Annotated in this window: 19 protein-coding genes; 5 read left to right on the top strand and 14 right to left on the bottom strand. The window is 64.3% G+C overall.

Going from position 1 to position 23,504, the window contains the following annotated elements:
* Window positions 1–57 precede the first annotated feature (57 nt).
* The 3 genes from HPY44_00170 to HPY44_00160 form a co-directional block, all read right to left on the bottom strand.
* Window positions 58–1,920, bottom strand: a complete 1,863-nt coding sequence (locus tag HPY44_00170; GenBank protein NSW54397.1) for an efflux RND transporter periplasmic adaptor subunit — start codon at window positions 1,918–1,920, stop codon at window positions 58–60.
* Between the two features lie 11 nt (window positions 1,921–1,931).
* Entirely contained in the window at window positions 1,932–3,737 is a 1,806-nt protein-coding gene (locus HPY44_00165; protein ID NSW54396.1) for a TolC family protein, read from the bottom strand.
* Window positions 3,738–3,970: 233 nt separating this feature from the next.
* On the bottom strand, window positions 3,971–4,282 hold the full coding sequence (locus HPY44_00160; GenBank protein ID NSW54395.1) for an AbrB/MazE/SpoVT family DNA-binding domain-containing protein: 312 nt from the start codon (window positions 4,280–4,282) through the stop codon (window positions 3,971–3,973).
* 303 nt (window positions 4,283–4,585) lie between these two features.
* On the opposite strand from HPY44_00160, the gene HPY44_00155 reads away from it, so the two are divergent.
* Window positions 4,586–4,741: a hypothetical protein gene (locus HPY44_00155; protein NSW54394.1), complete on the top strand. Its 156-nt coding sequence runs from the start codon at window positions 4,586–4,588 to the stop codon at window positions 4,739–4,741.
* 85 nt (window positions 4,742–4,826) lie between these two features.
* Here the strand turns inward: HPY44_00155 and ligA are convergent, their stop codons facing one another.
* The 6 genes from ligA to HPY44_00125 form a co-directional block, all read right to left on the bottom strand.
* On the bottom strand, window positions 4,827–6,881 hold the full coding sequence (gene ligA, locus HPY44_00150) for an NAD-dependent DNA ligase LigA (protein ID NSW54393.1): 2,055 nt from the start codon (window positions 6,879–6,881) through the stop codon (window positions 4,827–4,829).
* Between the two features lie 158 nt (window positions 6,882–7,039).
* Entirely contained in the window at window positions 7,040–7,810 is a 771-nt protein-coding gene (locus HPY44_00145) for a hypothetical protein (protein NSW54392.1), read from the bottom strand.
* A gap of 149 nt (window positions 7,811–7,959) precedes the next feature.
* On the bottom strand, window positions 7,960–9,660 hold the full coding sequence (locus HPY44_00140; GenBank protein ID NSW54391.1) for an FAD-dependent oxidoreductase: 1,701 nt from the start codon (window positions 9,658–9,660) through the stop codon (window positions 7,960–7,962).
* 187 nt (window positions 9,661–9,847) lie between these two features.
* A complete protein-coding gene (locus tag HPY44_00135) occupies window positions 9,848–10,525 on the bottom strand; it encodes a methylenetetrahydrofolate reductase C-terminal domain-containing protein (protein ID NSW54390.1) in 678 nt (225 codons plus the stop codon).
* Window positions 10,526–10,595: 70 nt separating this feature from the next.
* Window positions 10,596–11,507, bottom strand: a complete 912-nt coding sequence (locus HPY44_00130; protein NSW54389.1) for a methylenetetrahydrofolate reductase — start codon at window positions 11,505–11,507, stop codon at window positions 10,596–10,598.
* A 127-nt stretch (window positions 11,508–11,634) separates the two neighbouring features.
* Window positions 11,635–13,995, bottom strand: coding sequence for a beta-galactosidase (locus tag HPY44_00125; GenBank protein NSW54388.1), 2,361 nt, complete (start codon window positions 13,993–13,995; stop codon window positions 11,635–11,637).
* A 136-nt stretch (window positions 13,996–14,131) separates the two neighbouring features.
* On the opposite strand from HPY44_00125, the gene HPY44_00120 reads away from it, so the two are divergent.
* Window positions 14,132–14,866: a DUF1559 domain-containing protein gene (locus HPY44_00120; protein ID NSW54387.1), complete on the top strand. Its 735-nt coding sequence runs from the start codon at window positions 14,132–14,134 to the stop codon at window positions 14,864–14,866.
* A gap of 197 nt (window positions 14,867–15,063) precedes the next feature.
* Here the strand turns inward: HPY44_00120 and xerD are convergent, their stop codons facing one another.
* The 5 genes from xerD to HPY44_00095 all read right to left on the bottom strand — a co-directional run bounded on the left by xerD (window position 15,064) and on the right by HPY44_00095 (window position 21,130).
* Entirely contained in the window at window positions 15,064–16,014 is a 951-nt protein-coding gene (gene xerD, locus HPY44_00115; GenBank protein NSW54386.1) for a site-specific tyrosine recombinase XerD, read from the bottom strand.
* Between the two features lie 24 nt (window positions 16,015–16,038).
* The gene (locus HPY44_00110) at window positions 16,039–16,530 is read right to left on the bottom strand and encodes a DUF4446 family protein (GenBank protein NSW54385.1); all 492 of its coding nucleotides are present in this window, start codon (window positions 16,528–16,530) and stop codon (window positions 16,039–16,041) included.
* Between the two features lies 1 nt (window position 16,531).
* Entirely contained in the window at window positions 16,532–16,819 is a 288-nt protein-coding gene (gene yajC / locus HPY44_00105) for a preprotein translocase subunit YajC (GenBank protein ID NSW54384.1), read from the bottom strand.
* Between the two features lie 594 nt (window positions 16,820–17,413).
* Window positions 17,414–18,460 (bottom strand): NAD(P)-dependent alcohol dehydrogenase, encoded by a 1,047-nt coding sequence (locus HPY44_00100; GenBank protein NSW54383.1) that lies wholly within the window; start codon window positions 18,458–18,460, stop codon window positions 17,414–17,416.
* A 507-nt stretch (window positions 18,461–18,967) separates the two neighbouring features.
* Entirely contained in the window at window positions 18,968–21,130 is a 2,163-nt protein-coding gene (locus tag HPY44_00095) for a bifunctional (p)ppGpp synthetase/guanosine-3',5'-bis(diphosphate) 3'-pyrophosphohydrolase (protein ID NSW54382.1), read from the bottom strand.
* A 144-nt stretch (window positions 21,131–21,274) separates the two neighbouring features.
* Here HPY44_00095 and mnmA point away from each other — a divergent pair, with 144 nt between their 5' ends.
* The 3 genes from mnmA to HPY44_00080 all read left to right on the top strand — a co-directional run bounded on the left by mnmA (window position 21,275) and on the right by HPY44_00080 (window position 23,498).
* Window positions 21,275–22,393, top strand: a complete 1,119-nt coding sequence (mnmA, locus tag HPY44_00090; protein ID NSW54381.1) for a tRNA 2-thiouridine(34) synthase MnmA — start codon at window positions 21,275–21,277, stop codon at window positions 22,391–22,393.
* Window positions 22,394–22,398: 5 nt separating this feature from the next.
* Window positions 22,399–22,959: a GNAT family N-acetyltransferase gene (locus tag HPY44_00085; GenBank protein NSW54380.1), complete on the top strand. Its 561-nt coding sequence runs from the start codon at window positions 22,399–22,401 to the stop codon at window positions 22,957–22,959.
* A gap of 83 nt (window positions 22,960–23,042) precedes the next feature.
* Window positions 23,043–23,498, top strand: a complete 456-nt coding sequence (locus HPY44_00080; protein NSW54379.1) for a hypothetical protein — start codon at window positions 23,043–23,045, stop codon at window positions 23,496–23,498.
* Window positions 23,499–23,504 lie beyond the last annotated feature (6 nt).

Here is a 23,504-nt window from a genome sequence, read left to right as displayed (position 1 = left end):
GCTCAAATAGAGGGGCTTCCCGGGTGGGATTCTGACTCAGCGTGCACCGCGTTCCCCTCAGCGAGCGCGCGGCGCAGAACCGTCGGACTGCGGCTGTTTCCCATCCTGCGCGGGCATTGGGCCGATTATCTCCTCCCGGTCTGCACCGGGTCTGCTCCTTCCCGCTTCGCGCGGGGGCTTGGTGCCCTTTGCTGCACCGTCACCTTGGGCGCCTTCGCTGGTCGCAGAACTCTTGCCCGAACTTTTTCGGACAGCTTTGACCTTCTGGCCATCGGCCAGGATGGACTGGCTCGCGCAAACCACTTGATCACCCGCCCGCAAACCACTCACCACCTCCACCACGTCTCGGTTGGTGACCCCCACCTTTACCCTACGGATTTTCACCACCCCGTTCTCCACCACGTAGGCATTCTTCCTCGTGCCGCGTTCCACTAGGCAGTCACGGCTCACCACGATGACGTCCTGCTTCTCGGAGACGACCAGCACCACGCGCGCGAACATTCCAGCGCGGATCAGCCCTTCCGGATTGTCGATCTCCACCCGTGCGATGTAGCTGCGCCGGCCTTCGCGCGCCTGTGGGGCCACGTCAACCACTCTGCCGAAGAATTCCAGGCCCGGCAATCCATCGACGGTGGCCACGCCGCCGTCGCCCACACGCACCTTGGAGATATCAAGCTCGCTGACCTCGCAGTTCACGCGGATCGGATCGTTGTCCACAATGCGCAAAGCGGCCATGCCCGGGGATGCGCCTTCACCCGGATCAATGTTGCGCTGGGCGATGCGTCCTGAGATGGGTGCCCGGATGGTGTGCTTTTCCACGGTAGTGGCGGCAAGGTCGGCTCCCGCGGCTGCCTGGCCGATTCCCGCCCGCGCAGCCTTGACGTCGGCCACGGCCACGTCATATCGCCGCCTGGCCGCCCGGGCCATACGCAGGTTCTCCTCTGCCTGTCGCAAGCCGACCCGCGCGGCCTCAACGTCACGGGCCGCGATGTCCACTTCGCGCTTGCCCGATTGCGCCATGTTCAGCTGCTCCCGTGCCTGCTGCACCGAGAGCTCCGCGAGGCGCTTCTGCTCCTGTCGTGCGCCCTCGCGGGCGAGGCTCAGGGCCTCGCGAGCCTGGCTGAGAGATTGCTGGGCCACCTCGTACTGGGTGCGGTACTGGTCCAGCGTGGCCTCCGCCACAGCGCCCTGCTCATAGAGGCGACGGTAACGCTCATAGGTGGTTTTCTTGAGGGACAGGTCAGATTCGGCCTGACGCACGGCGGCCTCGGCCTGGGTGATCTCCTGGCTACGCGCGCCGGCGAGAACGTCGCGCTGCTGCGCCTGGGCGCTTGCAAGGCCGACTTTGGCCTGCTCGATGGCGCTTTCTGTTCGCTCCCGGGCTAGCTCGTAGGCCTGCTTGGCCTTGGAGAGCTGTTCGGCTGCCGCGGCCACTCCCTGCTCAGCCTGACGGATGGCGATCTGGGTCTCGTGGTCGGTCAGCTCTGAACTCTTCGCCGCCTGGGTGTACCGGGCCTGGGCTGACACCACGCCCTTTTCGGCCTGCACCCTCTGCTTTGAGGCGAGCTGGGAATCCAGGCGCGCCAGCACCTGGCCCTTCGTCACGGCGTCGCCCACGTCCGCGAAAACCGAGACGACCTTACCGGAGACCTCGGGCACCACGTCCACTTCCTGGTAAGCCTCACAACTGCCCGTCAGTTCAAGTTCCTCCGTGATGGAGCCTCGCTTGGCCACGACCACCGAAACAGGGGTCTCGGCAGAGGATTCCTGCTGGGCCTGAGCAGCCCCGAGCGGCTCCTTCCGGCCCTTGGGGCAGCCGCTCAACAGCAGGCTCGTGACTATCGCAGCGACTGCCAGCAGCCCGAGAGCAGTCTGCCCCCGCGGCAATAGACGTGCGGCTACAGAGGATGAGAACCGCATCTTTGCTCTCCTCACTCGTTTCCACTCCACAGGCCCAGGGACGACCTGAGCCTTACGATAGCCGAGTACAGAGCGTACTGGGCGTTGACGACCTCGGCCTGCGCCGCAGTGAGCGCCGTCTGTGCGTCCAATACTTCGACGCCGAGTGCCAGGCCGTTCTCGTAGCGAACCTGCGATATGCGCAGGCGCTCCTGGGCCTCGATTACCCCCTGCTGGGCCACTGCCAGGCGCTGCTGCCCGTCATCGAGAGCCAGATGCGACTGGGTGACCTCCAGCGCCACCTCCTGCTTCTGCTTCTCCAGTTCCAGCCTTGCGGCATCGAGTTGCGCCTTGGCCTGCTCAACCTGGGTCTTTTCCTGCTTGGCGTCGAGGATCGGCTTCTCGGCGCTGATCGCGATTTGCCAGCCGAATGGTTCGGAGCCGAAACTGGCCTGGGTCGCCGTCAGCCCCCCCACGAGATTGACCGACACGTTACGCGACGCGAAGGCCAGCCGCAGACTCGCCTCCGCCAGAGCCACGGCGGCCTCACTGGCGCGGATCTCCGGCCTGTTTTCCCACGCCTGCTGGATCAGATCGGTGATCGCGCCCGGCGGCGTGCGGGGGGGCTCGCCAATGTCAACTCCCACCGGCGTGTCCTGGGGAAGCGTCAGGACCCGGCGCAAGCTGGACTTGGCTTGCTCAACGCTGGTGCGCGCCGAGATCACCTCGCCCCGCGCCCGGGCAAGTTCGGTTTCCGCCTGGACCACCTCGAACTTCGGCACCACGCCGCCGGCCATCAGCTTCTTGCTCAGGTCTACGTGGGCCGCCACCGCATTGGCACGCTCCTGAGCAACAGTGGCCAGTTGTTCCAGCCGCAGTATCTCGTACACGACCTGCCGCGCAGACAGGTCCAGCGCCCGCTCGATCACGGCCTTGGACAGCTTGCGGGTTTCCAGGGCCTTGAGCGCTACCTGTTGGGTCCGCTCGATGCGCCCGTTGGTGTACAGGGGTTTCACGAGTTCGATGCTGCCCGTGCGGATGTCGGGGTCTCCCAGCTTGATCGTGGTGTCCTTGCCGCCCTCGCCGGCGGGGAAAGTTGCCGTCGCGATGGGCCCACGCCTGCCGATGGTCGCGGATGCGGTGACCCGGAAGTCGTCCAGGCCGAAGGTCTGGCGTACCTGGGCCTCGGCATCCGCGATGTTCGCGGCGGTGATCTGCAGGTCAATGCTGTTCGCGGCGGCGACAGAGGCTGCCGACGACGGGGTGAAACGCTGGGCGGCTCCCGCCGCCGTCGCCTGACCCGGTTTCGCATCATTGGGCTGCATTGGAGCGGGCTTCAGGAGATCGGTCACGGTTGGCGGCAGCGACTGGACGCCCGTGGGCGCGGCAGGCTGGACCGGAGCTTGTACGGGTTCCGCGGGCGACTGGGTAGAGGGCTCGATGCGAGTGCGGGGAGCGCCAGGCTGGGGTTGGGGTGCGGCAACGGGTGCCTGGGCCGGCACGGTCTGCTCGGACGCGGCGTACAGCGCCCTCGCGGCCACGCGCGCCTTCATGTCCGGGGCGGGCTCCACGGTACCGACCGTGGTGATGCCACTGGCAGTGCTGGCGGTTGCGGTTTCGGTTGAAGTCGTTGCGCCCCTTGGCGCGCCGATGACGAAGCGCTGTCCGGGGGCCATTACCGGGCCGGGCGCCGCGCTAATGCTTGCAGCCGGTCGGGGGGGCTGGGCGGGCTGGGGCTGAACCGTCTCCGTCGGGGAAACAACGACCGGTCCGAGAGCCGGCCTCGGCAGGCCCGACAGCATGGCGGGGACCGTGGTGCCCGGTGCGATGATGCGCACTCTCTCATCAGCTTTGATCAAGGCGCCCGTGGAACGGACCTGGGACGGCGCGCCCGCGGGCTCTGTTGGCTTGGCTTCTGCCTGACCGCGGCTCGCGCGGCTCAATCCGGCCGCATTCGCCGCCGGCGGAAGCGCCAGGGCAAGAAGTGCACAGAGCAATGCTGCGCGGAGTTTTACGACAGAAGATGCCCGAAGCACAGTGTGCCTCCTCAGCCTTTCCTTCGAATGTACCCTTATTCGCTTGCCTGCCGAGGTGACGAAACATCGTCCTCCGTCGCGACAGTCGTGGCCGCAAGCGACTCCACGAACGGCGCCAGGTCCTGGGCGAACCGCTGAAGATCCGCAAGTTTGACGAAGAACACACCGGACCCGGATGGGTGCACGAAAACCAGCAGCTTATCGCCCGCGGAAATCCGCAGCTCTTCGCGAGCACTTGCCGGTATCACCACCTGCCCGCGCTCCCCCACCGTGGCGGCGCCGTGGAAGGCTTTCTCGATGCCTGGGATGTGCATGAGCAGATGCCTCCGGAAATTACGGATCATCATGGAAGGATGATTTATATGATTCACCCGCCGATTCTATCGTTTCCCGCTGCATAGTCAAGTCAAGAGAAGACGTCCAGCTGCCATAAGAGGGAACGATAGCCTGCTGAATCCCCCCTGGCTCTCTCAGCGCAAGTTTCGGCGGACAGGCGCTCAGATTACGCTCATATTTCACGCAATACCATTGTACAGGTCGGACCTATCCTTATACTTACCATGGCTGACGCGGATGAGGGAGGAAACACCAAGCGCACCCCCCTGCGAGCGAAACGCTTGGGCTGCGGGTCGAGAAGTGAGAGCCGAAGCATGATAATTCGCGTGCTCGAGAAATGTTGCGACACGAAACACGAGATTCGCCCTGACATTACTCTGACAGCTGCTGTTCTGGCGGTCGGGACTGTCTGTGGAATAATCGGCATTGCCGAGACCATCACCGTGGCAGTCATCCAGTACCTGACCTGAGCGCCACGCGAATTCACCGATATCCGATTTTGCCGCCCGGAATGCCTTATCCGTGGCGGCATTTGCGTTTCTGCGGCCGCGCGGTTCAGTCGAAATCCAGCTTGCCCTGGACATCGGAAACCCGGGGCTTGCCCTCCTCCAGCAGCGCCACGAACCCCGCCTCATCCAGTGTCGGGATCCCAAGTTCCACCGCTTTGTCGTATTTGGAGCCGGGGTTCTCGCCCACCACCACAAAGTCGGTGTTCTTCGATACGCTCGATGTCACGCGTCCCCCTCGCTCCTGGATCGCACGGGCGGCCTCTTCGCGACTGAAACCTTCCAGCGTGCCCGTTACCACGAACTTCTTGCCCTCCAGCGTGTTGCCGCCAGTGCTCGGTGCGCGTTCGGCAAACCTGATGCCGTGATCCAGCAGGGCCTGAACGATCTCCCTGTTGTGAGGCTCGGCGAAGAACCGGTGGACACTCCGCGCGATCTCGGGACCGATCTCGTGGACCGCCTGGAGTTGCTCCTCGGAAGCATTCATGATCGCGTCGAGGCTGCCGAAATTGGATGCCAGCACATCGGCTATATGCTCGCCCACATGCGGGATGTTCAGGCCCACAAGGAGCCGTTCCAGCGTGGTTTCCCGGCTCTTGTCGATGGCCTCCAGCAGATTCTGCGCGGAGCGCTCGCCCATCCGCTCCAGTTCCACAAGCTGGTCTGCCGTGAGGTCATACAGATCCGGCAGATGCCGAACAAGCCCCCGATCCACGAGCACAGAGACCCATTTCTCACCAAGGCCCTCGATATCCAGCGCCGCCCGGGACGCGAAATGCTCGATCCGGCCTTCAATCTGGGCCGGGCAGTCGATTGACGGACAGCGGGTGATGGGGTCCCCGGGCTCTCGGTCAACGGGAGTGCCGCACACCGGGCAGTGATCCGGCAGGCGGTAGGGGACCGCGTCGTCCGGGCGCTTCTCCAGTACTACCTCAACCACCTGCGGGATCACGTCTCCCGCGCGCTGGACGACCACGGTGTCTCCGATTCGCACGTCCTTGCGGTCGATCTCGTCCTGATTGTGCAGGCTCGCGCGACTGACCGTCACCCCGCCGATGCCCACAGGTTCCAGCACGGCGATGGGGGTAATGACCCCGGTGCGGCCTACGCTGGCCAGGATATCGCGCACAACCGTGGTTTGCTTCCGTGGCGGGAACTTCAGGGCAACCGCCCATCTCGGGCTGCGGGAGCGCACCCCCAGCTCCTGCTGTGCGGCGAAGTCATCGACTTTGTAAACCACGCCATCGATCTCATACGGCAGGTCGTCCCGCCTGGCCTCAAGATCGTGGAAGAATTGAAGCATATCTTTTACAGACTTGCACTTCCGGGCCTCGGGGTTGATGATCAGACCCCACTGGGACAGACAAGCTCTCAGTTCAGTCTGCGACCTGATCTCAGCCCCCTCGCATCGCCCCAGCCCGTAGCAGAAGATAGAGAGCGGACGGCGCGCGGTGATCCTGGGGTCTAGCTGGCGCAGGCTTCCCGCGGCGGCATTGCGGGGGTTCGCAAACAGTGGCTCACCGGTTGCCGCGCGCTCACGGTTGAGCTCTTCGAAGCCCGCGATAGTCATGTAGACCTCACCCCGCACTTCGAGAAGGGATGGGGTCGGCAAGTCCTCGGTCTGCCGCAAGCGCAGGGGCACGCTCTTGATTGTTCGGATATTCGGGGTGACATCCTCCCCCGTGATTCCGTCGCCGCGTGTAGCGGCGGCCACCAGGATGCCCTCTTCGTAGACCAGTTCCACCGCGAGACCGTCGAATTTGGGCTCTGCGAGATAGACGACATCCTCGCCCACGGTCTGCCGCACCGAGGTATCGAAAGCACGCAGTTCGTGCTCCTCGAAAATGCTTTGCAGGCTCATCATCGGCACGGCGTGCCGGTAGGTCGGCAGGTCCGTGCGGGGTGCGGCGCCGATGCGCTGGGTGGGTGAATCCGGGGTGACGAGGTCGGGGTGCTGGCCCTCAATCTCCTCGAGCCGGCGCATGAGAGCGTCGTACTCGGCATCGGATATCGTGGGTGCATCCAAGACATAATAGCGGAAATTGTGCTCCTCGATTTGCGCACGGAGGGCCTGCAGTTCCTGTTCGAGATTCTGATCTGCCACTGGGGATCACCCGGTCTGATTCAGCCGGCAATCGAGTAGAAGTTCGCTTCCAAAAGTTTATCTTCCTTGCACGCTTTTCACCAGTGGCCATACAGAAAAAGCCGCGGCTCCACGCATGGACCCGCGGCTCTCAACTGCGTCATCTGCGGAATTACTGATCAGCGACCGCCGCCACGAGGGCCCCCGCCACGTCCTCCCGGCATGCCCGGACCGCGACCTTTCGGCGCGATGCCAACAGTCGCGGCAGTCCCTGCCTTGTCCTTCAATGGCGCGGTAAGCGCCACTGCAACAAGCACACCGGCCTTGATTCCCGCGGAGTTTGTCGGCTTGCGGTCGCTATCGTAGTACTTGGTAGCGCTGTTCACAGTGATCTTCGCCGTGAACGGGGCCGGGGGCTTCTGGGAGCTTCCTCCCCGGGGCCCCATGGGTGGCGGCGTCACCTTGACCTCGAATGACTGAAGGCTGCCCTTGGCGCTCCGAGTGACCTTCGTCACCGTCCCGAAGACCATCTTGCCGGGCTCGAACTTGGGCATGACGCCGATGCGGGAGGCGGTCCCGGTCTTGTTGGATAGCGGCGCCGTGAGCAGGATGAAAACGGGCTCGCCGACCTTCACGATGGAAGCCGAGGCCGGCTCCCTGCCTTTGGTATACTGGGTCTTGCTGGTTACCTTGATGGTGGCGGTGATGCGCGCCGGCGGAGTCTGATTCTGGTCTCCCTGTCTGAAGGGACGTCCCTGAAAACCTTCTACGATGATAGTTTTCAGGGCACCATTGGAGTCTTTGAAGACCTTGACGATTGTTCCAGCAAAGCTCTTGCTTGGGTCGAAATCAGGCCGATTGCCGTGGCCCTGCCGGTTCCCCTGGGCAAATGCCGACGCTGCAAGTGCTAGCAGAACAACCACGGTGACGGCGGGTGCCACGCGTTTCATGGCGAACCTCCCGGAAATCTCACTGGGCCCCGCGCGGTGCAGGAACCCGCACACACAAACGCACTGTCTCGGGCATAGACGTGCGTCGGACGGGAATGTTCAGGCGCGAGTTCATTCAGGCCATCCAGGCGAGCCCCGCGGCCTTCGGATCAGGAGCCCGTCACGACCTCAAAGGGCCACGCCAGCATGCCGCCGTCCAGCACTTCGATGTTATCGTAACCCTTTCCGGCGAGGAACCGCGCCGCCTCGTAGGCCCGCAGACTGGTCTTGCAATAGGCCACGACCCGGCGATCCCGCGGGACCTCCTCATAGCGGGCGCGCAGCTTGCCAAGCGGAAGCAGCGTCGACCCCGGGATGTAGGCTGCGTCATGCTCGTCGGGGGTTCGCACGTCCAGCAGGAAGACGTCCTCCTCCCGGGATTCCAGGATCGCCTTGAGATCGGTGCAGTTGATGCCCCTGTAGAGACCGTCGAGCTTGTTGCGCAGCGCATTGGCGCCGTGGATGAGAACGTCCATCGCCTCGGAGTACGGCGGAGCGTAGGCGAGGTCGAGGTTCGCAATCTCATCGACGGTCATGTTGCCGGTCATTGCAGTGACCGCGACGTCGATGCGCTTGATGACCTCGCCGAGCCCAACTCCCTGTATGCCCAGGACCTTGTGGGTGCCGTGTTCCGCAATGAGTTTCAGCACGACGGGTTTGGCGTCCGGGTAATAGTGGGGTTTGTCTGGGGCGGTGACAGTGGCGGTGAATACGTTGAAGCCCATTTGCTTCGCCTGGGCGAAGGTCAGCCCGGCGCGGCCCACATTGAGGTCGAAGATTTTCAGGGCAGTTGTTCCCGCAACGCCGTGGAACCGGTCGGCGATGCCCAGGGCGTTGCTGGCGGCGACGCGCCCTTCCTTGTTCGCCACCGAGCCAAGGGGTAGAATGCAGCCGGTGCCGCGCACGAAGCAGCGCTTCTCCGTGCAGTCGCCGGCAGCGAAAATGTCCGGGTCGGATGTGCGCATGAACTCGTCGACGAGGATCCCGCCCGACGGGCCGATAGTCAGACCGGCATCCCGCGCCAGACCCACATTGGGGCGGATGCCGATGCTCAACAGGACCAGTTGAGCGGGGATCTCTTGTCCATCCCCGGTAATTACACTCTTCACCTTGCCGTCGCCGTTGTCCTCAATCCGAGCCACCCGGGTGCTGGTTCGGACGGTAACGCCCCGGCTGCGCAAGTGTTTTTCCACCAGCGCAGCCATGTCATAGTCGAGCATCGGCAGCAATTGGGGGAGCATCTCGACGATGGTCACCGCGCTCCCACACTCGGTGACCGCCTCGGTCATCTCCATGCCGATAAGCCCGCCGCCGATGATGACCACGTAAGGGCAGGCTCTTGCCCTCATATGCTCGCGAAATCGATCCGCATCCTCAATGCGCTTGAGGTGCAGGACGTTGTCGAGGTCCTTGCCGGGAATCGCCGGCTCGAGCGGTTCGGCGCCCGTAGCCAGGATCAGCTTGTCGTACCCGATCCTGCGAATCTCACCGGTCTTCAGGTCTTTGACCTCGACCTCGTGCGCGGCGCGGTCGATGGACAGGGCCTCGGTGCGGTTCAGGACAGTGATGCCCTTGACGTCTGCGAAGAAGGCCGGGTCGCGCAGAACGCCGATGGGGGTTGCCATGAGGTCGTTGCGGTTGTCAACCATGCCCGAAATGTAGTAGGGCAGGCCACAACCGGCATAGGACATGATCTCATCCTTCTCGATGATGGTGATCTCGGCGTCGGGGTCCAGGCGTCGCGCCCGCGCCGCGGCTTTGGGCCCCGCAGCAACTCCGCCAATGATGAGTATGCGCTTCGCGTCGGCCATGATGGGCCTCCTGTACGCCCCTGTGATGTTTTCTCATTGCCCCGAGGACAGCGTCTAAATGAGATTATAAAGATATTCCGATGAAAAGCAAGCCCCGCAATCGCTCCACCAGAACAGCGAAGGGCCGCGGGAGGAGCGATGCACTCTCCGCGGCCCTGAATCAGTGTGTGCCCGGCCTCGCCGGGGCCTAGAGCTTCCCGGCTCTGCGGGGCTCGAAGACCAGTTCGCCCGGGTGCGTGTCGGCCTGCCAGTTCTTGGCGCCCTGGGAACCCATGTGTTCCAGCACCTGTTCGAGCTGACCGGTCTTCGTGGCGCGCTCGAAGATCAGCGCCCAGACGCAGTCCTGTTCCGGGTTCACTTCGCACTTGCCGTCGTCATAGCCGCCGCAGGGACCATGGAGCTGCCCTTTGGGGCATCGGGCCATGGGGCAGATTCCAGCATAGTCGCCGACAACGCAGTCTGAGCAGCAGACGCAGCGTTCATACACCTGCCCTTTGCGCTTGGTGATGGCGGAGAAGAGGCTGTTGACCCCAGGGAAGACCGGCTTGCTCTCCTGGGAATCCGCAACCGACTGCACCCCCGTGCCGCAGGAGAGGACCAGGAACGCGTCGGCCTCTTCCACCGCTTCTTTCTGCTGGCGCAGGACGCGGGCAGTGTCGAGCACATTGCAGGTCACATCCGGGACAGCCGTGCCGGTCACGGTCTTGCCTGCCGCCTCCAACTGCTGCTTCATCTCTTCGACCTCGACCTCGCCGCCCGTCTGGCACTGGGTCGCGCAGTCACCGCAGCCGATGACGAAAACCCGCTCATACCCCTCCAGCATGCGGAGGATCTCTTCAAATGCCTTCTTGCTGCTTGCAATCATCGCGAACACCCCACGGGGAGTGAATTGTATTCCTGCATTATATACTTTCGATTGGACCCGGACAAGCGGTTTACACCCCTGCCAGGTCCAGGATCGCCGGAACGTGCTTGTCCCAGCCCAGGGGCATCATGTGGACGCCCTGGCACATGGGCCTGAGGTCGCGGACGAGTTTCGCGTGCATCTCGATGCTCTTCTGCACGCGCGTCTCCTTGTCCTCAAGCTCCGCGATCATCCATTCGGGCACCTTCACGCCGGCCACGTTGGCGTTCATGTACTTGGCCATCATCGGGCTCTTCAGCACAACGATGCCCGCGAGAATCGGAATCGGCACGTCTCCCAGACGGGTCATGAACTCCTCGAAGAGCGCGGGGTCGTAGACCGCCTGGGTCTGGCAGAACTCCGCCCCGGCTTCGATTTTCTTGAGCAGCTTGTAGATCTGAGGCTCCATGGGCACCGCGCCGGGATTGACCACGCAGCCCAGACAGAACGAGGGCGGGTCTCCCTCCAAGGCTTCCCCGTCCACGATCTCGCCGGTGCGCGCGTTCTTGTAGTAGGCCATATCACGGCCTTCCATGAGACGCCGGGCAGCCTTGAGAAGCGAGACCGAGTCCAGGTCGAAAACGGGCTTCGCCTGGGGGTGATCTCCGAGGGTGGTGTAGTCTCCCGTGAGGCACAGAACATCGGTGATGCCCAGGGCGCAGGCGCTGAGGAGCTCGGACTGCAGGGCCAGCCGGTTCCGGTCCCGGCAGACCATCTGCAGCACTGGCGGCAGTCCGGCCTCCTTCAGCTTCAGGCAGCCCACGAGCGAACTGGCGCGCATGACCGAGGACTGAATGTCGGTCACGTTGATCCCCGCCACGCGGCCCCGGTAGAACTCGGCTTCTTCCACCATGTGCTCGAGATGGCAGCCTTTCGGCGGCGCCACCTCGCCGGTAATGATGAACTGACCACTGTCAATGGCTTCCCGCATTCCCACGGGCATCGTCCTCCTTGAACGGACACGGTGCCGCCTGATCCCGACACCGCGCTTGTTCCGGACGCCACACCAGCGCCGGAACCTGACTATTCGCGGGAGGCTGTCCGGATACCTTCCCGGAGGAGAAAGACCGCTAATCCACCGTCACAATTGCCAGCTGCCGGCCGATCTCCACCGACACCTGCGGCTGTCCTTCCACCTTCGTGATCGGCACCGCGCGCGGTGGGAGACCCGGCTCGTACAGCATCGCCGAACCCGCGCCATCGGGCAGCGTCAAGCGTGCGGTGCACATTTCTGGACGCAATGCACACAGTCCGAAAACCGTGCCTCCCTGCGGGCGGAGACGCTGAAACACACCCACCGGCGAGTCACTGGTAACACGCGCCGCCACGGCGGCTGAGACCGCCTCCGGTACCCCGGCATCACTCGCCACGCACACCACTCGCCCGGCACCCAGATCCTGACTGCCTGGCCGACTGACGTGAATTCCCGCGGCGCTGGACAAGGCGCTCTGGGGACGCCAGCGGCCGAACTCATCCAGCCAGCCGGTGTCGGGCCGGATGATCAGCGTGCCGCCGTTCCGCGTCCATGCCACCAGCTCCCCCGCCAGCGCGTCGGACATGCAGGCACAGGAAGTGGCCAGAGTCACGCGAGCGCTGTTTATTCGTTCCCCGCCGCCCGCGTGCTCCCAGATGCCGACCAGTGAATACCCCTGCGCGATGAGCGATCCAGTGACTCGCGCGGGCATGGGCTCGCCCGTGTGGTCTCGGCTGGAGGGAGACATGACCACCGCCACGTCGCCGCGATCCTCCCCCGTGAACAATTCGGGATAGTCGTCCCACAGCCGCATTTGGCTTTCGATTACCCCCACCGACGCCTGGTTCTCCGGGCCCTCGAAGCCGTAGAAGACAATCCAGGGGTTGGCTCCCACGGCGCTGGACGCGGCCATCACCCCACCCACTTCGCTCGGCTCGCGCAGTTTGGTGAAATCGTGCTCCTGAAAGGTCCCGATGTAGTTCCACAAGGGCCGATTCTGCGCCAGGGCCCTGCCCAGCAGCATCTTCGCGGCCATGCCCTCGGGCGTGTGGCCCCTGGATTCCGACAGAACCGCGTCCTCGTGGGCATACTGGCCGTCCACCGCGAGTATCCACGATCCGTACTGGTACTGGGTATTCGCCAGGACCACTATATCCGGCTTGATTGCGCGCAGCCGAACCCGGTACGTCTCGGTCGCCTCGGCCCAGACACGGTTTCGCCACGACAGCCAAAGCCCCCAGAGCGGGTCGCTGTCCACCTGCGGGATCGCGACCTGATCGGGCGTCAGGCCCGTTGTCGCGCGCAGTTGCTCGGGGGTGAAGCGCTCCCGGATATATCGCGCGAAGCCGGCCTTGCAGCCCTCGCAGTAGCAGGTGGGCGCACCGGCGTCGCTGTTGAGGAACTCGTTGTTATCGAGCATGACCGCGTCAGGGGAATACTGACGCACAAGCTCCTCGGTGTATCGAATAGTGTGCTCAAGAGCGCCCGTTGATGGGCACAGCCACGGATGGCCGTAGAGTGTGATCGGATTGCCCGCCGGATCGACCATCGACCACTCGGGATGCTCCTTCGCAATGCCCCCGAACTGCCACTGGGGGCTGTGCCCGCAGTGCATGATGCTGGTGTAGATGATGATCCGCATGTCATGGGCGCGATACAGAGCCAGCGCGTCGCGGAACTCCTGGTCCGTGATGCCGGGGGTCTTCGCCGTCTCCGGCGGCCCCACGGTGATTGCATTGTGGGCATCAGTCGGGAGGACAATCATGGCATTGAAACCGAAGTCCTCGTCGAAGCGGACGGACCACTTCGCGGCATCGCGGATCGCCACCGTCTGCGTACTGCCCCAAGGCTGGACGATGCGAGCGTTCAGGCTCCAGCCACCCGCGGGAGGCAGTGCGGGAAGGGGCAGGTCCGGCGGGTAGGGCGTGTAGTTCGCGGCCACAGGCAAGAGCGGCAGGAGCGGCCGCGGTTGCCCACTGCCTTCCAGTCTGACCCCGGCGATTCGCACCCGCACCGGGAAGTTGGTGACAGCCTTCTTCCCGAGCAGCCGGAATGCCAGCGTCCCCACTGACCGGGGCAGTTCGATCGCGATCCCCTCTGGCAAAGGCGTGCCGCCGGCCACATCGCGCTCCCACAGGACCTCGCCGTCCTGCACCACCTGGACGAAGTGGTATCCGGCCGTGGGACCCGTGAAATCGTCGGCGAGGTAGAAGTGCAGGCGGTCTTTCACCGCGGGCCCCTCAAGCCGGTATGACCACTGTGCGTAGTCTCCGGGCACGGATTCCGTCCTGCCGGGGAAAGTGAGGTCGAGGGAACGGCTGACAATCCCCTCTTCGGGAATCAGGACGGTGCCCCGGCCCGTTGAGTACCCGGCGCCCACGGCTTCCGGCGTCCAGTCAGCAGGCTGGGCGTTACTCATCACGGTCGCCATCATCAGAAGAAAGGGGGTCAGTGGCATCGGGCGCCTCCGTGTGGTTTTCAGGAGTTCCGGCCTCGCGGAAGAAAGAACCAGGAGAAGGATTCTCGTGCTGCCTGACGAAGTGAAGAAGGCTGGAGCGCATTATCAGACCTCAACTGAGAGGAGTGGGCGACCGATGCGCAAGGGATTCACACTGATCGAGCTGCTGGTGGTGATCGCAATCATCGCCATCCTTGCAGCTATCCTGTTCCCGGTCTTCGCGCGGGCGCGGGAGAAAGCTCGCCAGGCGAGTTGCCAGTCGAACTGCAAGCAGTTGTCCCTGGGTGTGCTCATGTACGTACAGGACTATGACGAGACCTTTCCAACCTGGGCGCGGTGGTATCCGTCACGCGGCAGTGGCGGTGATGGATTCGCGAACCCGTCGGTTTGCACCTCACCCCAGTCACCTCCGCTGGCAATCTACCCCTACGTCAAGAACTTGCAGTTGTATGTCTGCCCCTCTGGTGCGGCCGCACCCTCCGGTGGCTACGGGACCTACGAGACTTACTGGAAATTCCCGGGACCAGCCTCTCAGGGCTACGGCTTCTGGGACGGCATCTTCGGCCGGGCAGTCACCACCGCTCCGGTCCCCACAAGACTCGCCGAACTCAGAACACCTGCCACCACGGTCATGATGGGAGACTCCGCCCATATGTTCGGCGGCAAAGGCGCGCTGATCTGGTCCAATATCTGCTGCGACGGCGGGTCAACCACGAGCCCGCTGGATGGCCTGGGTGCGGGTGGCGTTCCGGTCAATGACAACAACGCCAGCCGGCACAACGGTGGCGAGAACTACGGCTTCGCTGACGGCCATGTGAAATGGGTGCAGCCGCGCAGCGCCCTGAATGAAGCCGCGTACTGGACCCGGTAAGACCCCGAACGGACAGGCCAACACGCGCCCCGCGAGAAGCCGTCACAGGCCCCGCGGGGCGCGTTCATTCGTCGGATCGATCCTTCCGGCCCATGCAATGGCCGCTGCTTGCCGCGCGAACACGCGGGCCCGGTCTCGGGCACGGGACTGCTGCCCATTGAGCGCGGGGAGCTGCAGCGCCGCGCAGTTCGCAGGCATCAGGGTTCGTCCCCGCCGGTCTTGGTCGCCCGACTTCTGCGGGCGCGCGGGTGCCGGGATTCATACACTTCGCGCAGATGCTCTACGGACACGTGTGTATAGATCTCGGTGGTGGACAGGCTGGCGTGGCCTAGCAGTTCCTGGATGACCCGCAGGTCTGCGCCGCCTTCGAGCATGTGGGTAGCAAAAGAGTGGCGCAGCGTGTGGGGCGATGTCTCGCGGGGCAGGCCGATGCCGGGCAGGTAGCTCTTGAGGATCTGGTGGAAACGCACCCGTGTCATGGTGCGTCCCAGGGCGCTAAGGAACACTCCGTCTTCCGCTGGGTCCCTGACCAGTTGCCCCCGCGCCTTTTCGACGTACAATTGCAGCAGCTCCATGGCCCTGCCCGCGATGGGCACCACCCGGTCCTTGTTCCCCTTCCCGCGCACCCGCACCGACCCGCGCTGGAAGTCGATCTGGTGCATCTTCAGCGACACCAGCTCCGACACCCGCAAACCTGTAGCATACAGGAAGGTGAACATGGCCGCATCGCGCAGGCCCGCCGGTGTAGTGCGATCAGGGGCTTCCAGGAGCGCCAGGCACTGTTCCACGGTGAGCACTTTCGGCAGAGGGTGGGCAAGCCGCGGGCCTTCCACATTGCTGGTGGGGTCCGCATCGGTCATCTTCTCGCGAACCATGAACCGGTGCAAGCGGCGGATGCTGGACAGGTTACGTGCCACCGTGGTCCGTGCCAGGCGGCGCTCCCGGGAGAGGATCGACAGGTAATCGCTCACGTCCTCCCGCGTCGCCTCCCCGAAATGCTCGCGCCCTCGCCCGAAGAGAAAATGCGCCCAGGCTTCGAGGTCCCTGGAATAGGCCTCAATGGTCTTGTCCGCGAGTCCGCGCTCGACGCTGAGATGGTCGAGGAGCAGGTCGATGGCCGCATGGAATGGCCGCAGGTGATCGGTCATGAGTCCTCGGGGAACGCGGCGGCATTACCGCTCGTTGAGGGCCTGCTGCAGCGCCTCGGCCTCCTCGGGCATGAGGTCGTGCTGGGTCTTGCCGTTGAGTATCCCGCGCACGAACACCCGGCACATTTCCAGGCTGTAGACGGAGGTGAGCAGCACGCCGTTGTCGCGATTGTCCAGCAGGCAGAGCGCGAAGCTCAGATTCCCGCGAATGTCGTCGCTGGCGTCGTAACGCACAAGGCCCACGCGGCGCAAGGATCGCGAGACCACGCGGTTGAGGTCCTTGACCTCCACCTTGACCTCTTCGACGCGTCGCGTCATTGCCTCGATCTGCGCGAAGATTGCGGCCAGTGTCTCTTCGGCACCGGCGTCCTTCACGCGTTGGGCGAGACCGCGAACATCCGGTGTGAGCTCGTTGAGCCGGCGGTTGGCCCTCCGGACCTGAATCACGCACCAGGCACAGCAGATGAGCGCCAGCACGGCGACCCCAAGGGATGCCCAGACTGCCACGGTCTCCACGTCAGAAGTCCTCCTGGCTCTGGAGCCGGCGGATCGCGCGGCGGTCCAGGGTGATCGTGGTGCCCTTCGCGATCTCAAGGTCAATAGTCTTGTCCCTCACCGATACGACTTTCCCGAATATCCCGCCCACGGTGATGATGCTGTCACCGGGCATGATGCCCTGCACAAGCTCCTGGTGTTTTCTCTGGCGGCCCTGGGTCGGGCGGACCACAATGATCCAGAAGATCACCAACATGGCGATCATGAACGCCAGCGGGATAAGCAGCTGACCAATGTTGCCTTGTTCCATGTATGCCTGTCTCCTTGATGGATCAGCCGATGGTTCGAAGATCCTGTGCCGTTGATCCCCGACCGCGCGCAGGCCGACCTTTCCACTCGACGGCTTTCGTCAGGTTGCTCAAACCGGGGGCACGCGGCGCGCTCGTAAAGGCGCGAACTCGCATGCCCGCCCATCTCTCCCCTATCCCACCCCGCCTTACCGTTCCGTCCCACGGACGACCGGCCGAAGGCCCGCAGACCCGTGCTTCAGCACGGGGCCACTCCGCGTCCCCTCCGCCTTGCCGTTCCGTCCCAAGGACGACCGGCCGAAGGCCCGCAGACCCGTGCTTCAGCACGGGGCCACTCCGCGTCCCCTCCGCCTTTCCGCCCCGTCCCAAGGACGACCGGCCGAAGGCCCTCAGACCCGTGCTTCAGCACGGGGCCACTCCGCGTCCCCTCCGCCTTGCCGTTCCGTCCCACGGACGACCGGCCGAAGGCCCGCAGACCCGTGCTTCTGCACGGGGCCACTCCGCGTCCCCTCCGCCTTGCCGTCCCGTGCCACGGACGACCGGCCGAAGGCCCGCAGACCCGTGCTTCAGCACGGGGCCAAACGCGTCCCGCATACCTACGGCATGATGACGCCCTTGATGACCTTGTCCTTGTTTTCGTCTACCCACGCCATGGCTTCCGGGGTCTCGTCCAGCGGGTAACGATGGGTGATCAGGGCCGCCACGTCTACCCGCCCTGTGGCAACCATGTCGATTGCCGTCGGGTACGTGTTGCAGTAGCGGAAGAGGCCCGAGACCGAAAGCTCCCGCTCCACCATGCGCTGGATCGGTATCGGCGGGTTGGTCTCCATGAAGTTCCCCACAAGCTGCACCATACCCCCGCGCTTCACGACCTCCACCGCGTCTCGCACCGCTGCCGAATTGCCGGAGCATTCCAGGACCACATCCACGCCGCGCCCGTCAGTGAGTTCCGCGACGGCTTCCTGGATATCGGCCTCCTTCAGATTGATGGTGGCCGCGGCCCCCAATTCTGTCGCAGTGCCCAGGCGCGATGCCACCATGTCGCTCACAAAGACTCGCGTCGCTCCGCTGGCGAGGGAAGCCTGCAGGGCACACAGCCCGATGGGGCCCGAGCCCGTGACAAGCACCCAGTCGCCGCCCTTGATCTGGGCCCTGCGCGCGGCGTGGAGGCCGACCGAGAAGGGCTCGATCATCGCGCCCTCCTCCAGGGAAACATTGTCGGGCAGCTTGAACAGGAAGTCCGCGGGCCAGGGGAGATACTCCGCGAAAGCGCCGTCGTATGGTGGTGCGGCGAGGAACACGACGTCCTTGCACAGGTTATAGCGCCCGCTCTTGCAGAATTCGCACTTGCGGCAGGTATAGCCGGGCTCGATCGCCACCCGGTCGCCGGGCTTGAGGTGGCTGACGCTCTCCCCCACTTCCACGATAGTCCCTGCAGCTTCATGCCCCAGACTCATGGGGCTTGTGACCACGAAATCGCCGATCTTCCCGTGGCGGAAGAAGTGAATGTCGGAGCCACAGATTCCACAGGCCCCGATCTTCACGAGACAGAAGTCCGGCCCGAGCATGGGCGGCACCGGAGTGGATTCGACCCGGAGGTCCTCCACACCGTGCAGGACAGCGGCTTTCATGGTTTCAGGCATGGTGAGATCACTCCCATCGGTAATCGTGAGGGGCCACTTGCGCTTGCTGGAGGGTTCGCCGCCATTGCCGGGGTTTCCTGCGAGGTCGATGCACAGTCTGCCGCGTCTGGGTGACGTTCGTTCCCGGCGCCGCCCGTCCCGGTCTTTGCCGTCTGCCTCAAAATCGCGCAGGCCGACCGTCCCGGCCGGCGCAAGGGCTCCCGTCCCGTCCCAGGGACGATCGGCCGAAGGCCCTCAGACCCTTGCTTCAGCACGGGGCCACTTCGCGTCCCCTCCGCCTTGCCGTCCCGTCCCAGGGACGACCGGCCGAAGGCCCTCAGACCCTTGCTTCAGCACGGGGCCACTCCGCGTCCCCTCCGCCTTTCCGTCCCGTCCCAGGGACGACCGGCCGAAGGCCCTCAGACCCGTGCTTCAGGACGGGGCCACTTCGCGTCCCCTCCGCCTTTACGTCCCGTCCCAGGGACGATCGGCCGAAGGCCCTCAGACCCGTGCTTCAGCACGGGGCCACTATCGAGCCGTGCCGGTGAGCGGCCGGGCGCTCACCACGTCGATCAACTGCGACAGGTGCTGGATCAGCTCATTGAGATCTCGGCGGTCTTTGATGTCCACGGTCATCACCAGCCGCGCGAGGTGTTCGTCGATGAGGTGCGCTTCCGCCGCCCGGATGCTCAGGCCGAGATCCGACACCACCGCGGTGATGTGGCTGAACAGCCCCACCCGGTCGACTGCGGTCACCTCGATGTCCGCGGAAACTGTCTTGGTGTCCTCGGTGTCCCACGACAGGGGGATCACCCGCTCAGGTTCGCGCTCCTGGCGATAGATGAGATTCTTGCAGTCGGCGCGATGGATGGCCAGGCCACCGCCACGGGTGATGTAGCCCACGATATCGTCGCCCGGGATCGGCGCACAGCATTTCGCGGGACGGGACCGGAAGCCTTTCACGCCCTCGGTGGTCACCTGCGGGCCGTTGCCTCCTGCGGGCCCCCGTGAGGGTGCGAACATCGCAACTTCCTCAGCCAGCGATTCCGGCTCCACCGGCTGCAGCAAGTGATTGACAACCGTCGTCGGGTCAACGTCGGCGTATCCCAGGGCGGCGTAGAGGCTTTCCACGTCCTGGTAATTGAGATGCTGAGCGACCCACTCTATCCTCGACATGTCCAGCTGGGATCGTTGCGATCCACGCAAGCCGGCGATCTCCCGCTCGAGGGCCTCCTTGCCGCGCGCGATGTTCTCATCCCGGGTCTGCTGACGGAGAAATCGGCGAATCTTCGAGCGCGCGTGGGAGCTGCGGGCGAACCGCAGCCAGTCGCGGCTGGGCTGGCTTCCGCGTTGGGTAATGATCTCGGCCACCTGCCCATTGCGGAACTCGTAGTCCAGCGGGACAAGCTGCCCGTCAACCTTGGCGCCTACGCAGTGGTGGCCCACGTCGGTGTGGATGCGGTAGGCGAAGTCCACCGGCGTGGCGCCTGCGGGAAGGTCGATGACGTCGCCTTGTGGAGTGAATACGAACACCTGGCTCTCGAACAGCTCGTGTTCCAGGCCCTCCCAGAACTCATGGCTCTCCTGCAGGTCCGTCTCCATCTCGGCGATGTGGCGGAACCAGGACAGGTACTTGTCCACATCAGGATCGCTCCCGCCCTCTTTGTAGCGCCAATGGGCGGCCACGCCGTATTCGGCGATCCGGTGCATTTCATAGGTGCGTATCTGGACTTCCATGGGGTGCTGGGTAGGACCGAGGACTTTCGTGTGAAGGGACCGGTAGTTGTTGCTCTTGGGCTTAGCGATGTAATCCGTGAATTGCCCGGTCAAGGGCATCCATTTTTCATGGACCACGCCCAGCGCAGCGTAGCAGTCGCTCACCGAATTGCACAGCACCCGCAGGGCCATGAGGTCGCCGATCTCCTCGAAATCCAGGTGCTGCGTCTTCATCTTGTGGTAGATGCTGAAGATGTGCTTTGCCCGCCCCTGCACTTCAGCCTCCACCCCGGCCGCATGCAGCCCCTTGGACAGGGCTGACCGCGCCGCCTCGATGTCACTTTCGCGCTCAGTACGGGTCTTGCCCAGCTTGTCTACGATCTCAAAGTAGGCCTCGGGCTCGAGGTACCGCAGGCAGAGATCCTCAAGTTCCCACTTCACCCGCCAGACACCAAGGCGGTGGGCCAGCGGCGCATAGATCGCCCGAGTCTCCTCGGCGATGTGCTTCTGCCGGTCCTCCGGCAGGGATGCCAGGGTGCGCATGTTGTGCAGCCGGTCGGCGAGTTTGACGATGAGCACCCGCATGTCCCGGGACATTGCAAGGAGCATCTTGCGCAGGTTGCGCACCTGCTCTTCCTTGGCGGTGCGAAAATTGAGATGCCCCAGCTTCGTCACCCCGTCCACGATCTGGGCGATCTCGTCTCCGAACTCACGTCTGATATCTTCCAGGTCGCAGTCGGTATCCTCGATGGTATCATGCAACAGACCCCCGGCAATGGACTGGGGGTCTGCTTCGATCTGCGACAGAATGTTGGCGACATTCAGCGGGTGAACGATGTATGGCTCGCCGCTTTTCCTGCGCTGCCCGGCGTGGGCAGAGTCGGCGAACTCGTAGGCGCGCATGATCAACTGGCGGTCGAGATCGGGCCAGTACACCGCGAGACGGTCAATTACCTGCTGGATCGTCAGTGGCATAAGTGGAGTATATTCTATACTAGACACGGGCTCTCGCCAACTTTCATGTGGGCGCGTGGGCGCGGTCTGGGGCATCGTCTGCCTTCCGCACGAAGAGCCACGGTCCCGCGGTTCGACGCAGCATCCCGGATACGAGTAGAGGCCATGCCCGCTGAACACACGCAAGACAACCGTCCCTGTTTCGGCCCTGTTGCAGTCGCCCTGTCCGGTGGGGTGGATAGCACGGCGGCGCTACTGCGCCTGATGGCAGCCGGTCTTCCCGTCTTCGGCATCTCCGCTGACCTGCACGAACCACACCGCGACAACGAGGGCGCTGACCGTGCGCGCGCCCTCTGCGCGCGCCTGGGCATCTGTTTTCATCGCGTCGACCTGCGCGAGCCTTTCCACAAGCGGGTGGTGGAACCATTTGTCGCCGAGTACCTTGCCGGGCGCACCCCCAACCCCTGCGTCCAGTGCAATGAGCACATCAAGTTCGGGCTCCTGCTGGATGCCGCGCTGGAACTCGGAGCCAGAAGTCTTGCTACCGGGCATTACGCGCGCCTGGAGCACTCCCCCGGCAGGTGTCCTTACCTGCTGATGGCCGCGGATCGACACAAGGACCAGTCGTATGTGCTGCACCACCTGTCGTCGCGGCAGCTTGGCCGGGCATTGTTTCCGAATGGCGAGTACACCCGCGCCGACAATGAGGCTCTCGTAGCCGCCGAGTTGCCGGACCTGCCACCCGCGCCGCAGAGCCAGGATGCATGCTTCCTCAGCGGCGTGGACTACGCGGACTGGCTGGCTGCGACGGCTCCCTCGCAGGCTGCACCCGGCCCGATTGTGGACGCATCCGGGCAGGTCATAGGAGAGCACTCAGGCCTGTGGGGCTACACGGTGGGCCAGAGAAAGGGGCTGGGCATCGGCGGCCCCGGGGGAAGACGTTTTGTGCTGTTTGTTGACGTGCCCCGCAACCGCCTTGTCGTGGGCGACGAGGATGACCTGTGGGTGCACTGGTGCGACCTGCGCGACGTGAACCTGATCGGCTGCGAACGAGACAATCCACTTGAGTGCCAGGTCATGACCCGCTACAACGGCCGCCTCGTCGCGGCGCGAGTCTCCCTTCACGCCGGTGGCGCGCGCGTGGAGTTTCTCGAAGCCGCGCGGGCGCCCACCCCGGGGCAATCGGCGGTATTCTACCGGGGCGAGTACTGCCTGGGCGGGGGGATTATCTGCGCGAGTGAGTTGACCGACCGCTACGGCGGACCGGACCAATCCAAGGAGTGACAGCGATGATTCAGGGCGACAGAGTGGTCCTGAGAGCCATTGAGGAAGCCGACACTGAGCTTTGTCACCGGTGGATGAACGATCCGGAGGTCAACCGGTTCCTGGGGATGGGAATGCCGCTGACCCTCGCCGCCGAACGCAAGTGGGTCACCAGCGAACGCGACCCCCTGAAGGACCTGGTGGTCATGATCCAGACTCTCGATGGCGTGCCCATCGGCACCTGTGGTCTGCATGCCGGCGACGAGGGCACCCCGAGCCGCTGCGCCGAAATGGGCATCTCCATCGGCGAGAAGGGGTACTGGGGCCAGGGCTACGGCACCGACGCCATCCTCACCCTCTGCGGATTCGGTTTCGGGCAGATGAATCTCCACCGCATCTGGCTGCGGGTGTTCGACTTCAACGCCCGGGGCAAGCGCTGTTACGAGAAGTGCGGGTTTCAGGAAGAGGGCCGCATGCGCGAAGCCGTCTACAAGCATGGCGCGTATCACGATGTGCACGTCATGGGGCTGCTCGACCGCGAGTACCGCGAACTGTTCCCGGAGCGCTGGGCGAGAATCTGCATCTGACCCGATCCCTCAAGAGCTCCCCTTCCGGGGCCGATGAGAGAGAAAAATGGGCCCTGTCATCCGGCCCGGGTCAGGTGATGTCGATGGTAGCCCAGCAGACACCCGAGGGCCGCTACGCAGGCACTGGATACACCTGCGTCTGCACTGGAGTTCACCCGCGCGCGGGAGGGATCTGCCGGGGCTGCCGGGCTTCCGATATGGGCCGCAACTGCTGGGAGATGAGCATCTCCCCTTGCTGCGACCTGCCTCGAAATTCCTGCGAAACCTGCCCGATCTACGGGGCGGGCATGAGGGAACTGGCGCGGGTGGAACGCGTCCGCGTGGTGATGGAAGGCGGCTCTGTCATCGAGGGCGAAATCTGCACGCGCCACGGGACCCGGGTCAGCGATATGATCAATGACACGGCCCGGACCCACATGGCCATCACCCACGCGGTCATCAGTCACCCCCAGGAACCGGGCAAGGCCTGCGAGGAGCACGAAGTAGTTCTCGTCGCGAAACGCTCCGCCTTGCTCATCTACCCGGTGTCGGAAGACTGAGCCCGT

Source organism: Armatimonadota bacterium (assembly GCA_013314775.1).
In the GTDB taxonomy this organism is placed as follows: domain Bacteria; phylum Armatimonadota; class Zipacnadia; order Zipacnadales; family JABUFB01; genus JABUFB01.
This window is presented reverse-complemented; position numbering and strand designations above follow the sequence as displayed.